The organism is Bradyrhizobium oropedii (assembly GCF_020889685.1).
GTDB classification, from domain to species: domain Bacteria; phylum Pseudomonadota; class Alphaproteobacteria; order Rhizobiales; family Xanthobacteraceae; genus Bradyrhizobium; species Bradyrhizobium oropedii.
Window position 1 is genome coordinate 19,840 of record NZ_JACMYO010000088.1, and the last position, 13,437, is coordinate 33,276.

Genomic DNA, 13,437 nt, shown 5'->3' on the forward strand with positions numbered 1-13,437 from the left:
GGATCAGGCCGGTTGTCCGATCGGGGCCGGGGGGCCGGCGATCCGGTCCATCAATCCGGACAACCGCGACGGCCGCGGGTCGGCCGCGGCAATCAGGCCGCCCGCCCCTCGCAGCGCGCCCGGCACCAGCTCAACGGCCAGCAGGCGGTCGCGTTCATATGGACCGGGCATGCGGAACGCAGCGGTTTTCTGGGCCGAGAAACCGAACCGCTCATAATAGGCGGCGTCGCCGACCAGGATGACGGCGCGGTGGCCGAGCTGCCGCGCCCGCGCCAGCGCCTGTCCCATCAGCGCGGCGCCGATGCCCAGACATCGGGCATCCTCGGCGACCGCAAGCGGACCGAGCAGCAGGCAGGTGTGACCGGTGCCGGTCACGACCGGCCATAGCCGTAACGTACCGACCAGGCAGCCGCCACGGCGCGCGACAAACGCGAGGCCGCGCGCAGGTTTGCGGCCCTCGCGCAGCCGCTCCGAGGTCTTGGCGAAACGGCCAGGACCGAATGCAGCGTCGAGCAGACCGTCTCGCGCCGCCACGTCCGAACGGCGTTCCTGACGGATCGCAACCGGCTTGTCGTTCGGAGAACCAGATGAGGACATCACGCGACCCTCGCCAGATAGATGAAGACCTCGTCGAGATCCCGGCACTTGAAGCGCTCGGCCAGCTCTTGCGGGCGCCCCATCGCAACGACGCGGCCGTGGCTCATGATCACGACGAAATCGCAGAGCTGCTCGACCTCGGTCATGTTGTGCGAGGACAGCAGGATGGTGGCTCCGCGGCGCTTTTGATAGCCGCGCAACCGGCTGCGGACCCACTCGGCACGATCAGGATCGAGCGATGCCGTCGGCTCGTCGAGCAGCAGCACGTCGGGATCGTTGATCAGTGCCTTCGCCACCGCGACGCGGGTCTTCTGGCCGGCCGAGAGCCGGCCGGTGACGCGATCGAGCACGTCGCCGAGCTCGAAATCCTCGATCAGTTCTTCGATCCGCGTCTTGAGATTGGCGACGCCGTAGAGCCGGCCGAACACCGTCAGATTCTGGCGCACGGTGAGCCGTCCCGGCAGCGCGACATAGGGACTTTCAAAATTCATCCGGCTGAGAACTTTATGGCGCTCGGTCGCCATGTCGTGGCCCAGCACCATGGCGCGGCCGAAGCTTGGCACCACCAGGCCCATGATCATGGAGATGGTGGTGGTCTTGCCGGCGCCGTTGCCGCCGAGCAGGCCGACGGTCCAGCCCTTCGGCACGATGAAGTTGACCTCGTCGACCGCCCAATGGGTGCGGTACTGCTTGCAGAGGCTCTCGACCGCGATCGCCGGTGCGTCATCGACGTCGAGGCGATCAGGCGCATTGCCCTGCGTCGGTGTGGTGCCTGGCGACACCGGTGTCAGATGTTTGCGGGCCAGGAAATGTTCGATGCGGCTCATGGATCTCTCCCCTTACTCGCCCATGGTGAGCAGGCCGCCCTTGTGGCGGGCGCTCTGCAGCAGAGTTACGAATGTGGTGAAGCCAATGCCGAGATAGACGGCATTGAGTGCGAGGCATTCAATCATCAGGTCAACGCGGAAGGTGCCGTCGAGCAGCACGGCGCGCATGCCCTCGAACACATAGGTCGGCGTCAGCGACCAGGCGACCGGATGCAGCCAGACCGGCAGTGCCGCGACCGGATAGTAGACGCAGCACAGCGGCAGCAGCACGATCATGATCGAGTAGGCGAGGCTTTCCGCGCCAAAGCCCTGGCGGATCACTAGGCCGGCGACGACAAGCCCGATCGCCCAACTGGTCAGCACGAGGTTGAGGAAGAACGCGATCAACCCCGGCCCCATCGCATAGACATTGAAGCCGAACAGCAGCCATGTCAGCAGCAGCACCGGCAGCGTGCCGATCACGAGGCGGATCAGGCTCATCAGCATCAGCGAGGCCGCGAGTTCAAGAGGCTGCAGCGGGCTCATCATCAGATTGGCGAGGTTGCGCGACCAGATCTCCTCCAGGAAGGTGAAGGTGAAGCCGAGCTGGCCGCGAAACAGCACGTCCCAGAGCAGGACGGCGCCGAGCAGCAGGCCGGCGGTGGACGCCATCGCCGACTTGCTGTCATAGAGGTAGGTGTAGAGGAAACCCCACACCATCATCTGCATCGCCGGCCAATAGACGATCTCGAGCAGCCGCAGCCATGACGAGCGCAGGATGTAGTAATAGCGCGCCGTCATGGCGGCGATGCGGTTCAGTGACTGTGGCATGGCACGCACTCCTCCTCTCGCCGGGATCAATCGATCTCGCGGCGGATCGGGCGGCGCTTGCCGACCTTGGGCGGAAATGCCAGCAGCGCGTGGGCCTGAACCCGGACCGGATGCTCGAGGCAGGCCGCGAGCAGATCCTCCAGATGCGCGACCGAGCCGTGCAGACGCGACATCGGCACGTCCTGGCCGAGCACGACGCGCGCCTCGACCAGGTCGACGCCGCGCTGCACGATCTCGAACTGCGCCAGATGCAGGTTGCAGTCGAACATCCAGCGATAGGTCGCATCCAAGATGCTGCCGGCCGGCACCTTGCGGCCGTCGCGGTTGACGAAGGCGTCGTTGAGCCTTCCGTCGATGCTGGCGATCTGCGACCAGTTGATATCAGACGGCGCAGGATTCGCCGGCTGGGTGATGTAGTCGCCCTGCACGTAGCGGATGAACGGCATCGCTTCGTTGAGCAGGTTGGTGATCACGGCGATGCCGGACTGGCCGGGCGCTTGCGGCTCCATCGTGACGGGGTCGAGCACATCGAGATGTACCGTGTCCTCGCAGACGTGATACTGGCCGTCGGGCATCTCGAGCGCGATCCGCGTCGCCTCCTCGGAGGAATATTCGTCGAGCACGGGCACGCCGAGTTGGCGCGACCATTCCTGCCGGGCGGCGCGCGAGGAATATTCCGAATGCGTCACCGCGAGATTGAGCGACGAACGGAACTCGTCGACATGCGGCATCAGCGCGTCCAGGCTCGACGGATAGAGCGACAGGATCTTCGGCCCGAGATAGCGCAGATGCTGGGCGACGCGGGCCGGCGGGATCAGGTTCGAGATGAAGGCGGTCGGATAATCGCCGCCGATCGAATCGAACCACCACGGCACGGTGTAGACATGCGCCAGCAGATCCTCCGCGCGGTAATTGCCGCCGCTCTGCATCGCGAACTGGCGGACGCCCTGGATGGTGTCGGTGATGACGGCGTCATAGTCGACGCGGATCAAGAGGGTCTGGCCGGACGAACCGGATGAGCGGGTCGGGAACAGGTTTTCCGGCTTGTACTTCCGGTTGACGCATTGATCCGGAAAGGCCGCGACCAGCTCGGGCTTGGTGATGACAGGGATCTTCTGGATGTCGTCGTAGTCGCGCAGATGCTCGGGCTTGAAGCCCGCCGCATCATATTTGGCGCGGTAGACCGGGATGTCGCGATAGGCGAGCTCGACCAGTTCCTTGATGCGGGCGAACTGCCGCGCGCGGATTTCCGACACCGGCAGATAGGGATGCCGCATGCATTCGCCGAGATAGTTCGCGGTGGCCGCGACCAGCTCCGGCGCGGCATCGCTGGACGGCTGAAAATCCGGGCGGGTGTGCTCGGTTTCCCAGAACTGACGCTGCGGCGCGCCAGCCGTTGGCACGAGGGTCGCAGCCGCCTGATCGTGCTCCGGCACCAGAGCAAGGCCGTCATCGGAAGTGCTGATTGCAAGAGTGGACGTCATCTTCAGCTCCATGATTGACGGGAAGACCGCCCGTTCATGGCGCTATCAATGGCGCGTGGCGCGTGTGGCTGCCGTGACGCCGGTCACACGCAGCCGCACCCGCGCACAGTGGCAACGTAGGGCGGGTTAGGCGAAGCCGTAACCTGCCATAGCTCCATCGGCGTGGCGCTGCGGCGGGTTACGCGGAGCCTGTCATCGGGCCGCGCTTTGCGCGGACCCGCTGGCTAACCCGCCCTACAAGACTGATTGCCTTGCGCTACGACTTGCCCCACGTCGCCTTTTTGATCCGCCCCTTGCCGCCGCATTTCTTGCAAGGCAACGGGTAGATTTTCCGTCCCGGCTCGCTCGGCTGCCTCACCTTGGGAAAGCCAGTCCCGTTACACGCGTCACACTTCTCTTCATCGGAAATAAGGTGCTTCACCATCGACCGTCCCGGATTGAAAAATCCGAAGCCCGCGAGCGCGGACTTCCGCCACCCGTTGGTTACGAACGGCGGCAGGTTGTGGTTTCAGGTGCATGGCTGCCCTGCGTGGCGGAGCGCGCGGGAACGCCAACAGGACGATCGCCGTTGTCCGCATCTTCCTGACGCGACGTCACTTCGCCTTGAGCGCCTTGTCGTGGCTCTCGAGTGCGGACGCCATCAGCTTCGGCAGTTGCGCGGCGTAGACCTCGATGAAGGTGGCGTCGCCGCAGGCCTCCGGATCGCGCGCAGCCTGCTCGGCGACGCGCGCGGCCTTGGCTTCGCATTTCGCAAACATATGCCAGAACCAGTCCGGACTCTTGCCGAGCACCGGCTTGTGCTTCTTGATGACCGCGGCACCGACCGCGCTCATCGCGTTGACGACGCCGGCGCCCAGCGTGCTGATGGCCCGCGCGTTAAGGATATCCTCGCGCGATTGCGCGGAGACGTTTGTCGCAGTCGCTCGTCCCTTGGCCGGCATGCTCAGCTCCTTGTCGATCCCTTTGTCGATCCTGTGCGGCGGGCAAAGCATCGGCCGGGGAAGTTGAGGAAGGCTCAAGGGGCATGGTTGAAAAGCGCTATGGATTTCATTCCGGTTTTATGCGCTTCCGAGCTATCGGGCCCGGAGGGGTTGTGGCCTCCTCCGGCGCGAAATCTGTCAGCGACCGTTACCCTTTGGCGCCATGGCGCCGGATCAGCTGGTTGGCGACATCGTCGAGATTATCGCCCACGACCTGCGCTGGGGACCGACGCCGAGCAGATCATTGCCGGGACGCTTGATCAGCGCGGCTTCCCAGCCGGCGGCGACCGCGCCCAACGTATCCCAGGTGTGGCAGGCGATCAGGCAGAACTCCGAAGGTTCTGCGCCGAGTTCCTGCTCGACATAGCCATAGGCCTGCCGCGACCGCTTGTGGTGCTTGACGCCATCGGCGGAGAAGCGCCGCTCGAACAGGTCGACAATGCCGCCATTGGTCAGCTGCCGGGTCTGCACTTCCAGGAGATTGTCGGTCAGCGTGAACAGGCGAAAGCCTGCCGCGCGCAGCTTGCGCAGCGCCGCCGGCACCTCCTGGTGCGGCGGCATGGTGGAGAATTTCTCGGTCAGCTCCTTCTTGTCGGATTCGTTGATCGCGATGCCGCGCGTATCAGCCAGCATCTTCATGACGGCGGCGCCGATATCGGTGAAGGGAACGTAGCAGCCCGCCACCGTGAGCGCGGCCGAATACATGATGAAGTTCGCGAATCACAGCCGCATCGCGCTCTTGTCGTTGAAGATGCGCGCGAACACCGGCTCCATGGTCTCGAGGTCGAGCAGGGTTTCGTTGACGTCGAACACGATCAGAGGAAGCGCCATCTTGGACTCCTGCTGGTTGGGCTTTCTGCTGGTCTCTTCTTTTGAGCATGATCCCTTCGGAAAACCGCTTCGCACCTTTCCGGATCATGCTCCCCTGTCCTTCATCCGGCTGCGGTGCGCGGCCTGCTTGGCGCGATTGCCGCAGATCGCCATGCTGCACCACCGGCGCGCCCGCGCCCGCGTGTGATCGGCGAACATCAGCGTGCAGGCCGGGCCCTCGCACGCCTTGATGTCGGAAAAACTTTCTTCGCAGACGACCTGCGCCATCGCTTCGCCGACCGGCAGCAGCAATGATTCCGCCGAGCGCCAGCGCCGCGTCCGCTCCAGCGCGAAACCGTCATGGCCGTCGTGGCGATGCGGCACGATCCTGCTGAACGCCTGATCGCTTTCGAGCAGCCGGTTCAGCGGCTCCAATTCCCTGAGCGCCCGGGGCATCAGCGGCCGGCCCATATGCTTGCGCACGAAGCCGCGGAACCATTCGCGCAGATCGCGGGCCTGATCGGCGACCTCATCGAGCTCGCCCTGCGTCGCGCGGGCCTTGATCTCGTCGAGCACGTCGGACGGCACCAGCTTCGCCTGTGCGAGCCAGCGCAACAGGCCGTCGCCGTCGGCGATCCAGTCCACCGGCGTATCGACCGGGGTCGCGATCGAATTGATGAAATCAAGGCCCAGGCTATCGGCGATGAACATCGCGGGCGGGTGGGATTGCACGGCTGGACCTCCTGGCGGCTCTTTCGACTTGGTCGGAAATAACCTCCTAAATGCCAGTTGACAAGTTACGAACGCTGGATCATAAGGGCCATAACCTGTCAAATAGAATTTTACAGGTTACTACTGCAGACCAGGGAGCGGCCAATGTCGAACAAGGATGTCAGCGTGGTGCTTGCCCATGGCGCATGGGCCGACGGGTCGAGCTGGGCGCGGGTGATCACGGCGCTCGACGCCGAAGGCATCACCGCGGTGGCGGCACCGCTGCCGCTGACATCGCTGGCGGACGATGTCGCCGCGCTGAACCGCACGCTGGATCGCGTCGACGGACCGGTCGTGCTCGTGGGCCATGCCTATGCCGGCGCCGTGATCGCCGAGACCCGCTCGCCGCGCGTCAAGGCGCTGGTCTATGTCGCGGCGCTGGCGCCCGCCGAGGGCGAGACCGTCGCCGACGTATTCTATCGCCTGCCTCCACATCCGTTCGCGCCAAAGCTCGCACCTGACGCCAACGGCCTGATCTGGCTGCCCGAGTCCGCCTTCGCATCGGCGTTCGCGCAGGGCGCGCGGGCCGAGGACCTCGCCGTGCTCGCTGCCGTGCAGCGGCCGATTTCGCCGGCCTGCATCACCGTGCCGGTCGGCCGTCCGAAGTGGAAGGACGTCCCGAGCTGGTTCCTGGTCGCCGAGGAGGATCGGATGATCGCGCCCGAGACCCAGCGCAGCATGGCCGCGCGGATGCAGGCAACCGTGCGTTCACATCCGGTCGATCACACGCCGATCGTCACAGCCCCGGCGCACGTCACCGGCATCATTCGGGAAGCAGTCAGCGCAGTTTCCGCGCGAACCAAGTCCTGATCTCGAACACCACCACACCACGACCACAGGGAGCGACAGATGTCCGAGATCAAGTATCGCACCGCCGATGTCGACGGCTTCAAGGTGTTCTATCGCGAGGCCGGCTCGCCCGGCGCGCCGAAATTGCTGCTCCTGCACGGCTTCCCGAGCGCGGGACACATGTTCCGGGATCTGATCCCGCAGCTTTCGGACAAATTCCACATCGTAGCGCCTGACCTGCCCGGCTTCGGCCAGTCCGACATGCCGCCGCGCGACAAGTTCAACTACACCTTCGACGGCATCGCCGGCGTGATCGATCGCTTCACCGAGGTGATCGGCTTGGATCGCTTCGCGGTCTATGTGTTCGACTATGGCGCGCCGACCGGCTTCCGCCTCGCGCTCAAGCATCCGGAGCGGATCACGGCGATCATCTCCCAGAACGGCAACGCCTATGAGGAAGGCCTCAGCGACGGCTGGACCCCGATCAAGGCCTATTGGCAGGATCCCTCGCAGGAGAACCGCGACGCGCTGCGCGCTTTCCTGACGCCGGAGACGACGCGCTGGCAATACACCCACGGCACATCGGATCCGCAAGCCGTGTCGCCGGACGGACAGAACCTCGACAATTACTACATGGCCCGTCCCGGCGCGCATGACGTGCAGCTCGACCTGTTCGGCGACTACAAGAGCAACGTCGCGCTTTACCCGGCTTTCCAGTCTTACTTCCGCACCCGTCAGCCGCCGTTCCTCGCGGTGTGGGGCAAGAACGACCCGTTCTTCGTGCCGCCGGGTGCCGAGGCGTTCAAGCGCGACAACCCGAAGGCCGTCGTCAAATTCTTCGACACCGGCCATTTCGCGCTGGAGACGCATGCCGCCGAGATCGCGCAAAGCATCCGCGAGTTCCTGAGCCGCTGACGCGCGCGCCGGCAAGACCTTCGCGAAGGCGGAGGAACTCTTGCCCTGGCTGGAATGTTGGAAAAGCGATGCAATAACTCAGGAGGAAACTCGCATGAGAAATCTGTTATTGGCCGGTTTATTGGCGGTAGCCGGTTTCGCTATCGCCACGCCGATCTCCATCGCACCTGCGTCAGCTCAAGTTGCGGTCGATACGCCGCTCGGCGGCGTGAGGGTGGGTCCCGAGCCGCGTTACTACCGAGACTACGATCGCCCCGCTTATCGCGCCTACGGATACGATCGCGGATATCGCGGATGCCGCACCGTTACGATCGAGCGCGACGACGGTTCGGTCCGCAGGGTCCGCCGTTGCGACTAGCAGTACCGGACTGGAAGATCGCCGCCGGCGCTCGCAAGCGCGCCGAGCCGGCTGCCGCAAACAAGCAAGCGGGACCCATCCACTAAGGCCGCTGCAGCTGGCGGCCTCCTTCGTCTCGCAATGCTCGGGCTCGTTTGCAGCCTACGCCGCCGTGACGCGCCAGATCACGTTGCCGACATCGTCGGCGACCAGCAGCGAACCATCAGGGCCGAGCGCGACGCCGACCGGGCGGCCGTAGGAGACCTTCTCGTCGGGCGCGAGGAAGCCCGACAGGATGTCGCGCGCCGGCCCCGAGGGACGGCCGTTCTCGAACGGCACGAACACCACCCTGTAGCCCGACAGCGTCGAGCGATTCCACGAGCCGTGCTGGCCGATCACCATGCCGTCGGGGAAACCCGGCAACGTGCCCTTGGGCATCCAGCACAGCCCGAGCGAGGCGGTGTGGCCGCCGAGCGCATAGTCCGGCTGGATCGCCTTGGCGACCATCGCTGGATCCTGCGGCACGCGGTCGTCCACCGTCTTGCCCCAGTAGCAATAGGGCCAGCCGTAGAAGCCGCCGTCGCGCACCGAGGTCAGATAGTCCGGCGGCGTCTCGTCGCCGATGCCGTCGCGCTCGTTGACGACGGTCCACAGCACATTCGTGTTCGGCTCCCATGCGAGCCCGACCGGATTGCGCAGGCCGCCGGCGAAGATGCGGCTGGTGCCGGCTACGAGATCGAGCTCATAGACGGCGGCGCGGCCTTGCTCGACCTCGAAGCCGCCTTCGGCGATGTTGCTGAGCGAGCCGACGCCGGCATAGAGCTTCTTGCCGTCGGCGCTCGGCAGCAGGCTGCGCGTCCAGTGCCCGTCGGGCTTGAAGGTGACGAGCTTGCGCCCCTCTGCGGTGATGCGATCGGCACCCGCAGTATAGGGAAACGCGACCACGCCGTCGGTGTTGCCGACATAGAAGGTATCGCCGATCAGCGCCATGCCGAACGGCTGGCGCAATCCTTCCATAAAGGCACCGCGGCCTTCGGCGACGCCGTCGCCGTCGCGGTCGCGCAGCAGCGTGATGCGGTTGGCACTGACGCCGAGCGCTGCGGCACGCCGCATCGTCGCCTGCATCGCATAGTGGAACACGCTGCGCGGTGTACCCGCGATCTGCGTTGCCTCCGCGATCAGAACGTCGCCGTTGGGCAGCACGTTGATCCAGCGCGGATGATCGAGCCCGGCCGCGAAGGCGTTCACCTTGAGTCCGGGCGCTGCGGTCGGGAGCTGGCCCTTGTCCCAGCCCCTTGCGGTCGGCATCTTCAGCGTCGGGATCGCGCCCTGCGACTTTGCCGCCGGAATCTGCGGCGCGCTGCCCCAGGCGGGCGCGGGCTCGGCGCCCTGCATCCGCCGCCACGCCACGGCACCGGCCCCGATCGCCGCGACGACGCGGGCAAAAACTCCAGACGTGCTCATGAACTTCCCCTGTTATTCGCGCCTTGATATTGCGCCTTCTTGACGTGCCTTGCCGGCCGCGGCGGCCCGCAGCAGCATTCGCATAATGCCGGCCCTGATGACAGTAGTTATACGATCTTCGCAGCCGCCCTCGAATCGGGGAGACTGATCGCACGCTCCCTTGTCAGAGCGTTTTCCTCCCTGAGACCTTGCCCGCCCCGGTCGGCGGGCTTCCTTTTACAAAGTGCCCAGCTTGGGCGCGGCTCGCCGTGGGCCGTTATAGCTGGAAACGCATAGCGGTCCAGCGGATGCATTCGACCGGGCAGAGCCGGCACGCCGATCTCACGGCGCAAGCCCGGACCGCGGCGACCGACGCAGGGCACGTCGGTCCGGAAGGGAACAACAACGGCACGCTGACCGGCATCTACCCATCCCTGCTATTTCGCCAAGCGTCACGGGCTCGAGAGCCGCTATACCGCGCATGGCTACGTGTTTCCGGACCACGCCGCGTTCAACCGCGATCATCTGGGCGCCAATGGCAGCGTGTTCGCGACCCATATGGGCATCCCCGACCCCGGCTTCTTCTGCGGCCTGCCGCCGGAGCAGCGCAACGGCCGGCTGATCTTCACCAAGTCCGGCCGGAATCCGTTGGGCCTCGAGCGCGGCTGGCGTAAGACGATGCCGCCAAAACTGTTCGCGCTGCTGTTCGACGCGATCGCCGAGGCGCAAGGCAAGACCTGCGGCGCGTTTCCCAGGATCATCGTCGACGTCGCCGAGCGGCATCTCGTCTACCTGAAGCCAGGCGGCGACCTGTTCAACGTGATCCTGACCCGGCTCGACAACTACACAAGGGGTGTGCGCACTCGCGAGGTCGGTGCAGTGCTCGCCGATTATCCGGTCGACTTCATCGGCGGCGGCTGGAGCGATCTCGACGTCAGCGGGCGTCCGGCCCGCGTGCTCGGCGCGATGACCTTCGATGCGATGCGCGAAGGCCTCGGCAGCTATCTCGCCGCGGTCTCACTCAATCCCAACATCGACCTGTCGGTGCATGACCGGGTGTTCTTCGCGCTCGGCGCCGGCACCGTGCCGGTGTTCGACGCCAACCGCTTCTCGGCAGCCGAGATGCCGCATCTTGCCCGCTACAGCTTCGGCCAGGACGCGACAAGCATCGCCGCCGCGGTCGAGGCCGTGTTGGCCGATCCCGCAAGCGCGCAGGCGGCGACCGCCACCACGATGCGCGAGCTCTATCCGCGCTTCTCGATGCAGCGATCGGTGCAGGACATCCACGAGATCACGATGTCGATCGCGGGCGCCGCCGGCGCCAATCTTTTACCCGCCGAGCCGGTGCCGGCAGGCGTCTGCACGCCGAAGCAGGCGGCCTGATCGCGCGTTGCGTTGCGCAGGGAAGCTTGCAGTGAGGCATGCGCCGCAAGCTTCGCCACCGCTCATAGATCCAGTTGGTCCGTAGCCGGATAGACCACCGTTCCGTCACTCTGGGCGACGGCGCCTTCGGTGAGGCGGGCAGGCTCCAGACGCCCTTCCCCCATGATGTGAACGACGGTCTCTCCGGACGCGATCAGATAGTCGGCGACGATGCGGCGGTGGCAGCGCCACCACACCGCTTCCGAGCACATGATCGCGCAGCGCTGCCGGTGGCCCTCGTCGCGCAGATGCTGCAGGCTCGCGTGAAACTGCGGGGACAGCGCATAATCGGCGTAGTTGTGAAAGCTCTCGTTGCTCCAAAATCCATTGACGGAAGCCGGCACATCTCGCGCCTTGCCGCGGAGCCCGCCGAGATCGGCCAGATGCTCATACGAGATGCCGGCGGCCGCCAGCGGCTCCGGGAGCGTGTCCTTGTTGAACTGCGGATTGCTCCGCGACCGCGGCACCGTCCTGATGTCGACGACGCGGTCGATCCCGGCTGCGGTGAGGAGGACGACGAAATCCGCGAGACTGCGGTTGGAATGACCGATCGTGAAGAACGGAAGCGCCTCGTCCTTGCTAGAGCCTGTTCCGATGGAATCGGAACGGGCTCTCGATTCTTGCTTTGACGCGTTTTCTTCACGCGAACCGGTATCCACTTCGCTCGAAAACGCTCTAGCCATGATGGAGCGCGCTGCCCTTGTGGGCCGCGACATGATCGGTCTTGTCGCTCTTGATCTCGTATTGCGGATCGGCCTCCGAGGCGCGGTGGGTGTGCCCCTTGTAGTCGAAGTCGCTGGTGTGAACCGCGATGATGGTGCCCGAGACGTGACCGGCCTCGGAATTCCATCTGACGTGATCGCCGACCTTGAATCTCCTGCTCATGATCTCCTGCTCATAATCTCTTGGTCACGCTCCCGTGGTCACGTTCTCCTGGCCATGTCGCAACCTCCGGCCTGGTCGAGCACCCAGGTCCCTTATGCCCAGCAAGCAGCATATCGGGCCTGACCTGACCGTCACAACATATCCGGCTTCGTGGCAATCGCCGAAACCGATGCAGGTTCCCGCTGCTCGCGCTTCGCGGAGCGCCCGCGCCCAAGATTCAGGTTGTATTATATCCTACACACACGTAGATTGCGTATGCGATCAAAAGTGGAGGGGCCATGCCGCTGCACCATAACGTTGATCCGAATTTTCCCTATGACGGTCCTGATTTCGACGAGTTCCGCATTGCGGAGAATGGATACCTGAGGGCGTCGCGAGATCGCCGCCCCTGCATCACCTGCGCCCTTTCCAAACTTTGCCAGGCCGGCTTCGAGAAGCAGGTGCATCTCGCCGTTGAAGGAAAGGACCCAAGCCTGACCAAGGACTGCGAGCTGACCGCAAGCGACCTGACAGCAGAGCGGCTGCTCGCCGGATTGAGCGAAGACGAGATCGCGTTCGTGAAAACCCATATTTCAAGCCTGGCGGAGGAGTGCGGAAATGGCTGATACAGCATCGATGCAACTCGAAGCGAAGAAGCAGCTGGCTGCGAAGGCGGATACCGTGGCCAAGCATCAGCTCGAGGCGAAGCGGCAGCTGGCGGAAAAGGCGGCGCTGACCAGCAGGCACCAGCTCGAGGCGAAGAAGCAGCTCTCCGAGAAGGCCAATCTGGTCGCCAGGATGCAGCTGGCGACGAAGAAGGGCAGCTGATCGCGGGACCCTGAACTCTGTCCGGACCTTTCGCGCATCACGGAGTGACGGCGGGGTTTGAACACTCGATCAGACGTAACCGCGCGTCAGACGGATCGTGTCCGGTCTCTCCAATGGAGCCGGCATCACGTCGTTGCGACCGGCACCGGCACTCGCGGAACGCCTGCGCCCAGACGTCGAGTTCCTGCGCGCAGGCGATCGCGCGCTGGGCATAATCCGGCTGGTCGCCGGGCGCGTTGAACAGTACCTGGATTGCATCGCCGATCACTTTTGCCACCGTGCCCTCATGCGCGAACACGGTGTCGGTTATCCCGCCCACATATTCATTGAGCAGTTCACCGAGCACTTCCGGTGCTACCGTCTCGACAAGCGAGGTGACCAGGGAGGCGCTGGCGCCCGTCTATGCGTCCCTCGCCCAGACCGGTGCGTTGCTTGGTCTCGGACCGCTGCTCGCCTCAATTATGGGCGGCCTTCGCGCCAGGCGCACGGTTGTGCCGATCCGCCGCTTGCAGCAGGGCGCCGAAAAGCTCGGTCAAGGTCTCAGCGCATCGCAATCGGGA

The 13,437-nt window shown here is 64.9% G+C and carries 17 protein-coding genes and 1 pseudogene; 7 read left to right on the forward strand and 11 right to left on the reverse strand.

Annotated features, from left to right (window positions below; genetic code table 11):
• Positions 1-3: 3 nt before the first annotated feature.
• The 7 genes from H8A95_RS23660 to H8A95_RS23690 form a co-directional block, all read right to left on the reverse strand.
• Entirely contained in the window at positions 4-597 is a 594-nt protein-coding gene (locus tag H8A95_RS23660) for a GNAT family N-acetyltransferase (RefSeq protein WP_229185266.1), read from the reverse strand.
• On the reverse strand, positions 597-1,424 hold the full coding sequence (locus H8A95_RS23665) for an ABC transporter ATP-binding protein (protein WP_229185267.1): 828 nt from the start codon (positions 1,422-1,424) through the stop codon (positions 597-599). Before H8A95_RS23665 ends, H8A95_RS23660 begins: the two co-directional genes overlap by 1 nt.
• A 12-nt stretch (positions 1,425-1,436) precedes the next feature.
• A complete protein-coding gene (locus H8A95_RS23670) occupies positions 1,437-2,234 on the reverse strand; it encodes an ABC transporter permease (RefSeq protein ID WP_229185268.1) in 798 nt (265 codons plus the stop codon).
• A gap of 26 nt (positions 2,235-2,260) precedes the next feature.
• A complete protein-coding gene (locus H8A95_RS23675) occupies positions 2,261-3,718 on the reverse strand; it encodes a phenylacetate--CoA ligase family protein (RefSeq protein ID WP_229185269.1) in 1,458 nt (485 codons plus the stop codon).
• A gap of 593 nt (positions 3,719-4,311) precedes the next feature.
• Positions 4,312-4,659, reverse strand: a complete 348-nt coding sequence (locus H8A95_RS23680; RefSeq protein WP_229185270.1) for a hypothetical protein — start codon at positions 4,657-4,659, stop codon at positions 4,312-4,314.
• Positions 4,660-4,872: 213 nt separating this feature from the next.
• Positions 4,873-5,403: an HAD hydrolase-like protein gene (locus tag H8A95_RS23685; RefSeq protein ID WP_229185271.1), complete on the reverse strand. Its 531-nt coding sequence runs from the start codon at positions 5,401-5,403 to the stop codon at positions 4,873-4,875.
• Positions 5,404-5,613: 210 nt separating this feature from the next.
• The gene (locus H8A95_RS23690; protein WP_229185282.1) at positions 5,614-6,219 is read right to left on the reverse strand and encodes a CGNR zinc finger domain-containing protein; all 606 of its coding nucleotides are present in this window, start codon (positions 6,217-6,219) and stop codon (positions 5,614-5,616) included.
• A gap of 165 nt (positions 6,220-6,384) precedes the next feature.
• Between H8A95_RS23690 and H8A95_RS23695 the strand changes: the two genes are divergently transcribed.
• The 3 genes from H8A95_RS23695 to H8A95_RS23705 all read left to right on the forward strand — a co-directional run bounded on the left by H8A95_RS23695 (position 6,385) and on the right by H8A95_RS23705 (position 8,341).
• Positions 6,385-7,089 (forward strand): alpha/beta fold hydrolase, encoded by a 705-nt coding sequence (locus H8A95_RS23695; protein WP_229185272.1) that lies wholly within the window; start codon positions 6,385-6,387, stop codon positions 7,087-7,089.
• A 39-nt stretch (positions 7,090-7,128) separates the two neighbouring features.
• On the forward strand, positions 7,129-7,983 hold the full coding sequence (locus H8A95_RS23700; protein WP_229185273.1) for an alpha/beta fold hydrolase: 855 nt from the start codon (positions 7,129-7,131) through the stop codon (positions 7,981-7,983).
• 94 nt (positions 7,984-8,077) lie between these two features.
• Complete coding sequence (locus tag H8A95_RS23705) at positions 8,078-8,341, forward strand: hypothetical protein (RefSeq protein WP_229185274.1); 264 nt, start codon at positions 8,078-8,080, stop codon at positions 8,339-8,341.
• A 141-nt stretch (positions 8,342-8,482) separates the two neighbouring features.
• Here H8A95_RS23705 and H8A95_RS23710 read toward each other — a convergent pair whose 3' ends face one another.
• Positions 8,483-9,784 carry a PQQ-dependent sugar dehydrogenase gene (locus H8A95_RS23710; RefSeq protein WP_229185275.1) on the reverse strand — a complete coding sequence of 434 codons (1,302 nt, stop codon included), beginning with the start codon at positions 9,782-9,784 and terminating at the stop codon, positions 8,483-8,485.
• A 468-nt stretch (positions 9,785-10,252) separates the two neighbouring features.
• Between H8A95_RS23710 and H8A95_RS23715 the strand changes: the two genes are divergently transcribed.
• Positions 10,253-11,146, forward strand: a complete 894-nt coding sequence (locus tag H8A95_RS23715) for a hypothetical protein (protein ID WP_229185276.1) — start codon at positions 10,253-10,255, stop codon at positions 11,144-11,146.
• Positions 11,147-11,208: 62 nt separating this feature from the next.
• Here H8A95_RS23715 and H8A95_RS23720 read toward each other — a convergent pair whose 3' ends face one another.
• Both H8A95_RS23720 and H8A95_RS23725 read right to left on the reverse strand, forming a co-directional pair.
• Positions 11,209-11,868 carry a DUF488 domain-containing protein gene (locus tag H8A95_RS23720; RefSeq protein WP_229185277.1) on the reverse strand — a complete coding sequence of 220 codons (660 nt, stop codon included), beginning with the start codon at positions 11,866-11,868 and terminating at the stop codon, positions 11,209-11,211.
• Positions 11,861-12,070: a hypervirulence associated TUDOR domain-containing protein gene (locus H8A95_RS23725; protein ID WP_229185278.1), complete on the reverse strand. Its 210-nt coding sequence runs from the start codon at positions 12,068-12,070 to the stop codon at positions 11,861-11,863. The genes H8A95_RS23720 and H8A95_RS23725 overlap by 8 nt, the downstream gene beginning before the upstream one ends.
• Positions 12,071-12,348: 278 nt before the next feature.
• Here H8A95_RS23725 and H8A95_RS23730 point away from each other — a divergent pair, with 278 nt between their 5' ends.
• Positions 12,349-12,675, forward strand: a complete 327-nt coding sequence (locus H8A95_RS23730; protein ID WP_229185279.1) for a hypothetical protein — start codon at positions 12,349-12,351, stop codon at positions 12,673-12,675.
• Positions 12,668-12,877 carry a hypothetical protein gene (locus tag H8A95_RS23735; protein WP_229185280.1) on the forward strand — a complete coding sequence of 70 codons (210 nt, stop codon included), beginning with the start codon at positions 12,668-12,670 and terminating at the stop codon, positions 12,875-12,877. The genes H8A95_RS23730 and H8A95_RS23735 overlap by 8 nt, the downstream gene beginning before the upstream one ends.
• Before the next feature lie 157 nt (positions 12,878-13,034).
• Here H8A95_RS23735 and H8A95_RS23740 read toward each other — a convergent pair.
• Positions 13,035-13,253, reverse strand: a pseudogene (locus H8A95_RS23740) (adenylate/guanylate cyclase domain-containing protein); the annotation flags it as partial.
• Between H8A95_RS23740 and H8A95_RS23745 the strand changes: the two are divergent.
• Positions 13,252-13,437, forward strand: a 186-nt coding sequence (locus H8A95_RS23745; protein ID WP_229185281.1) for a hypothetical protein, incomplete at its 3' end; no start/stop codon positions are given. The pseudogene H8A95_RS23740 and the gene H8A95_RS23745 sit on opposite strands and share 2 nt — an antisense overlap.

What these genes read in the sequence shown, in the direction of transcription:
- H8A95_RS23710 (WP_229185275.1), bottom strand. Translation starts at nt 9,784, where the DNA reads ATGAGCACGTCTGGAGTTTTTGCCCGCGTCGTCGCGGCGATCGGGGCC.
- H8A95_RS23690 (WP_229185282.1), bottom strand. Translation starts at nt 6,219, where the DNA reads ATGTTCATCGCCGATAGCCTGGGCCTTGATTTCATCAATTCGATCGCG.
- H8A95_RS23730 (WP_229185279.1), top strand. Translation starts at nt 12,349, where the DNA reads ATGCCGCTGCACCATAACGTTGATCCGAATTTTCCCTATGACGGTCCT.
- H8A95_RS23735 (WP_229185280.1), top strand. Translation starts at nt 12,668, where the DNA reads ATGGCTGATACAGCATCGATGCAACTCGAAGCGAAGAAGCAGCTGGCT.
- H8A95_RS23695 (WP_229185272.1), top strand. Translation starts at nt 6,385, where the DNA reads ATGTCGAACAAGGATGTCAGCGTGGTGCTTGCCCATGGCGCATGGGCC.
- H8A95_RS23720 (WP_229185277.1), bottom strand. Translation starts at nt 11,868, where the DNA reads ATGGCTAGAGCGTTTTCGAGCGAAGTGGATACCGGTTCGCGTGAAGAA.
- H8A95_RS23685 (WP_229185271.1), bottom strand. Translation starts at nt 5,403, where the DNA reads ATGTATTCGGCCGCGCTCACGGTGGCGGGCTGCTACGTTCCCTTCACC.
- H8A95_RS23680 (WP_229185270.1), bottom strand. Translation starts at nt 4,659, where the DNA reads ATGCCGGCCAAGGGACGAGCGACTGCGACAAACGTCTCCGCGCAATCG.
- H8A95_RS23705 (WP_229185274.1), top strand. Translation starts at nt 8,078, where the DNA reads ATGAGAAATCTGTTATTGGCCGGTTTATTGGCGGTAGCCGGTTTCGCT.
- H8A95_RS23660 (WP_229185266.1), bottom strand. Translation starts at nt 597, where the DNA reads ATGTCCTCATCTGGTTCTCCGAACGACAAGCCGGTTGCGATCCGTCAG.
- H8A95_RS23725 (WP_229185278.1), bottom strand. Translation starts at nt 12,070, where the DNA reads ATGAGCAGGAGATTCAAGGTCGGCGATCACGTCAGATGGAATTCCGAG.
- H8A95_RS23665 (WP_229185267.1), bottom strand. Translation starts at nt 1,424, where the DNA reads ATGAGCCGCATCGAACATTTCCTGGCCCGCAAACATCTGACACCGGTG.
- H8A95_RS23700 (WP_229185273.1), top strand. Translation starts at nt 7,129, where the DNA reads ATGTCCGAGATCAAGTATCGCACCGCCGATGTCGACGGCTTCAAGGTG.
- H8A95_RS23670 (WP_229185268.1), bottom strand. Translation starts at nt 2,234, where the DNA reads ATGCCACAGTCACTGAACCGCATCGCCGCCATGACGGCGCGCTATTAC.
- H8A95_RS23675 (WP_229185269.1), bottom strand. Translation starts at nt 3,718, where the DNA reads ATGACGTCCACTCTTGCAATCAGCACTTCCGATGACGGCCTTGCTCTG.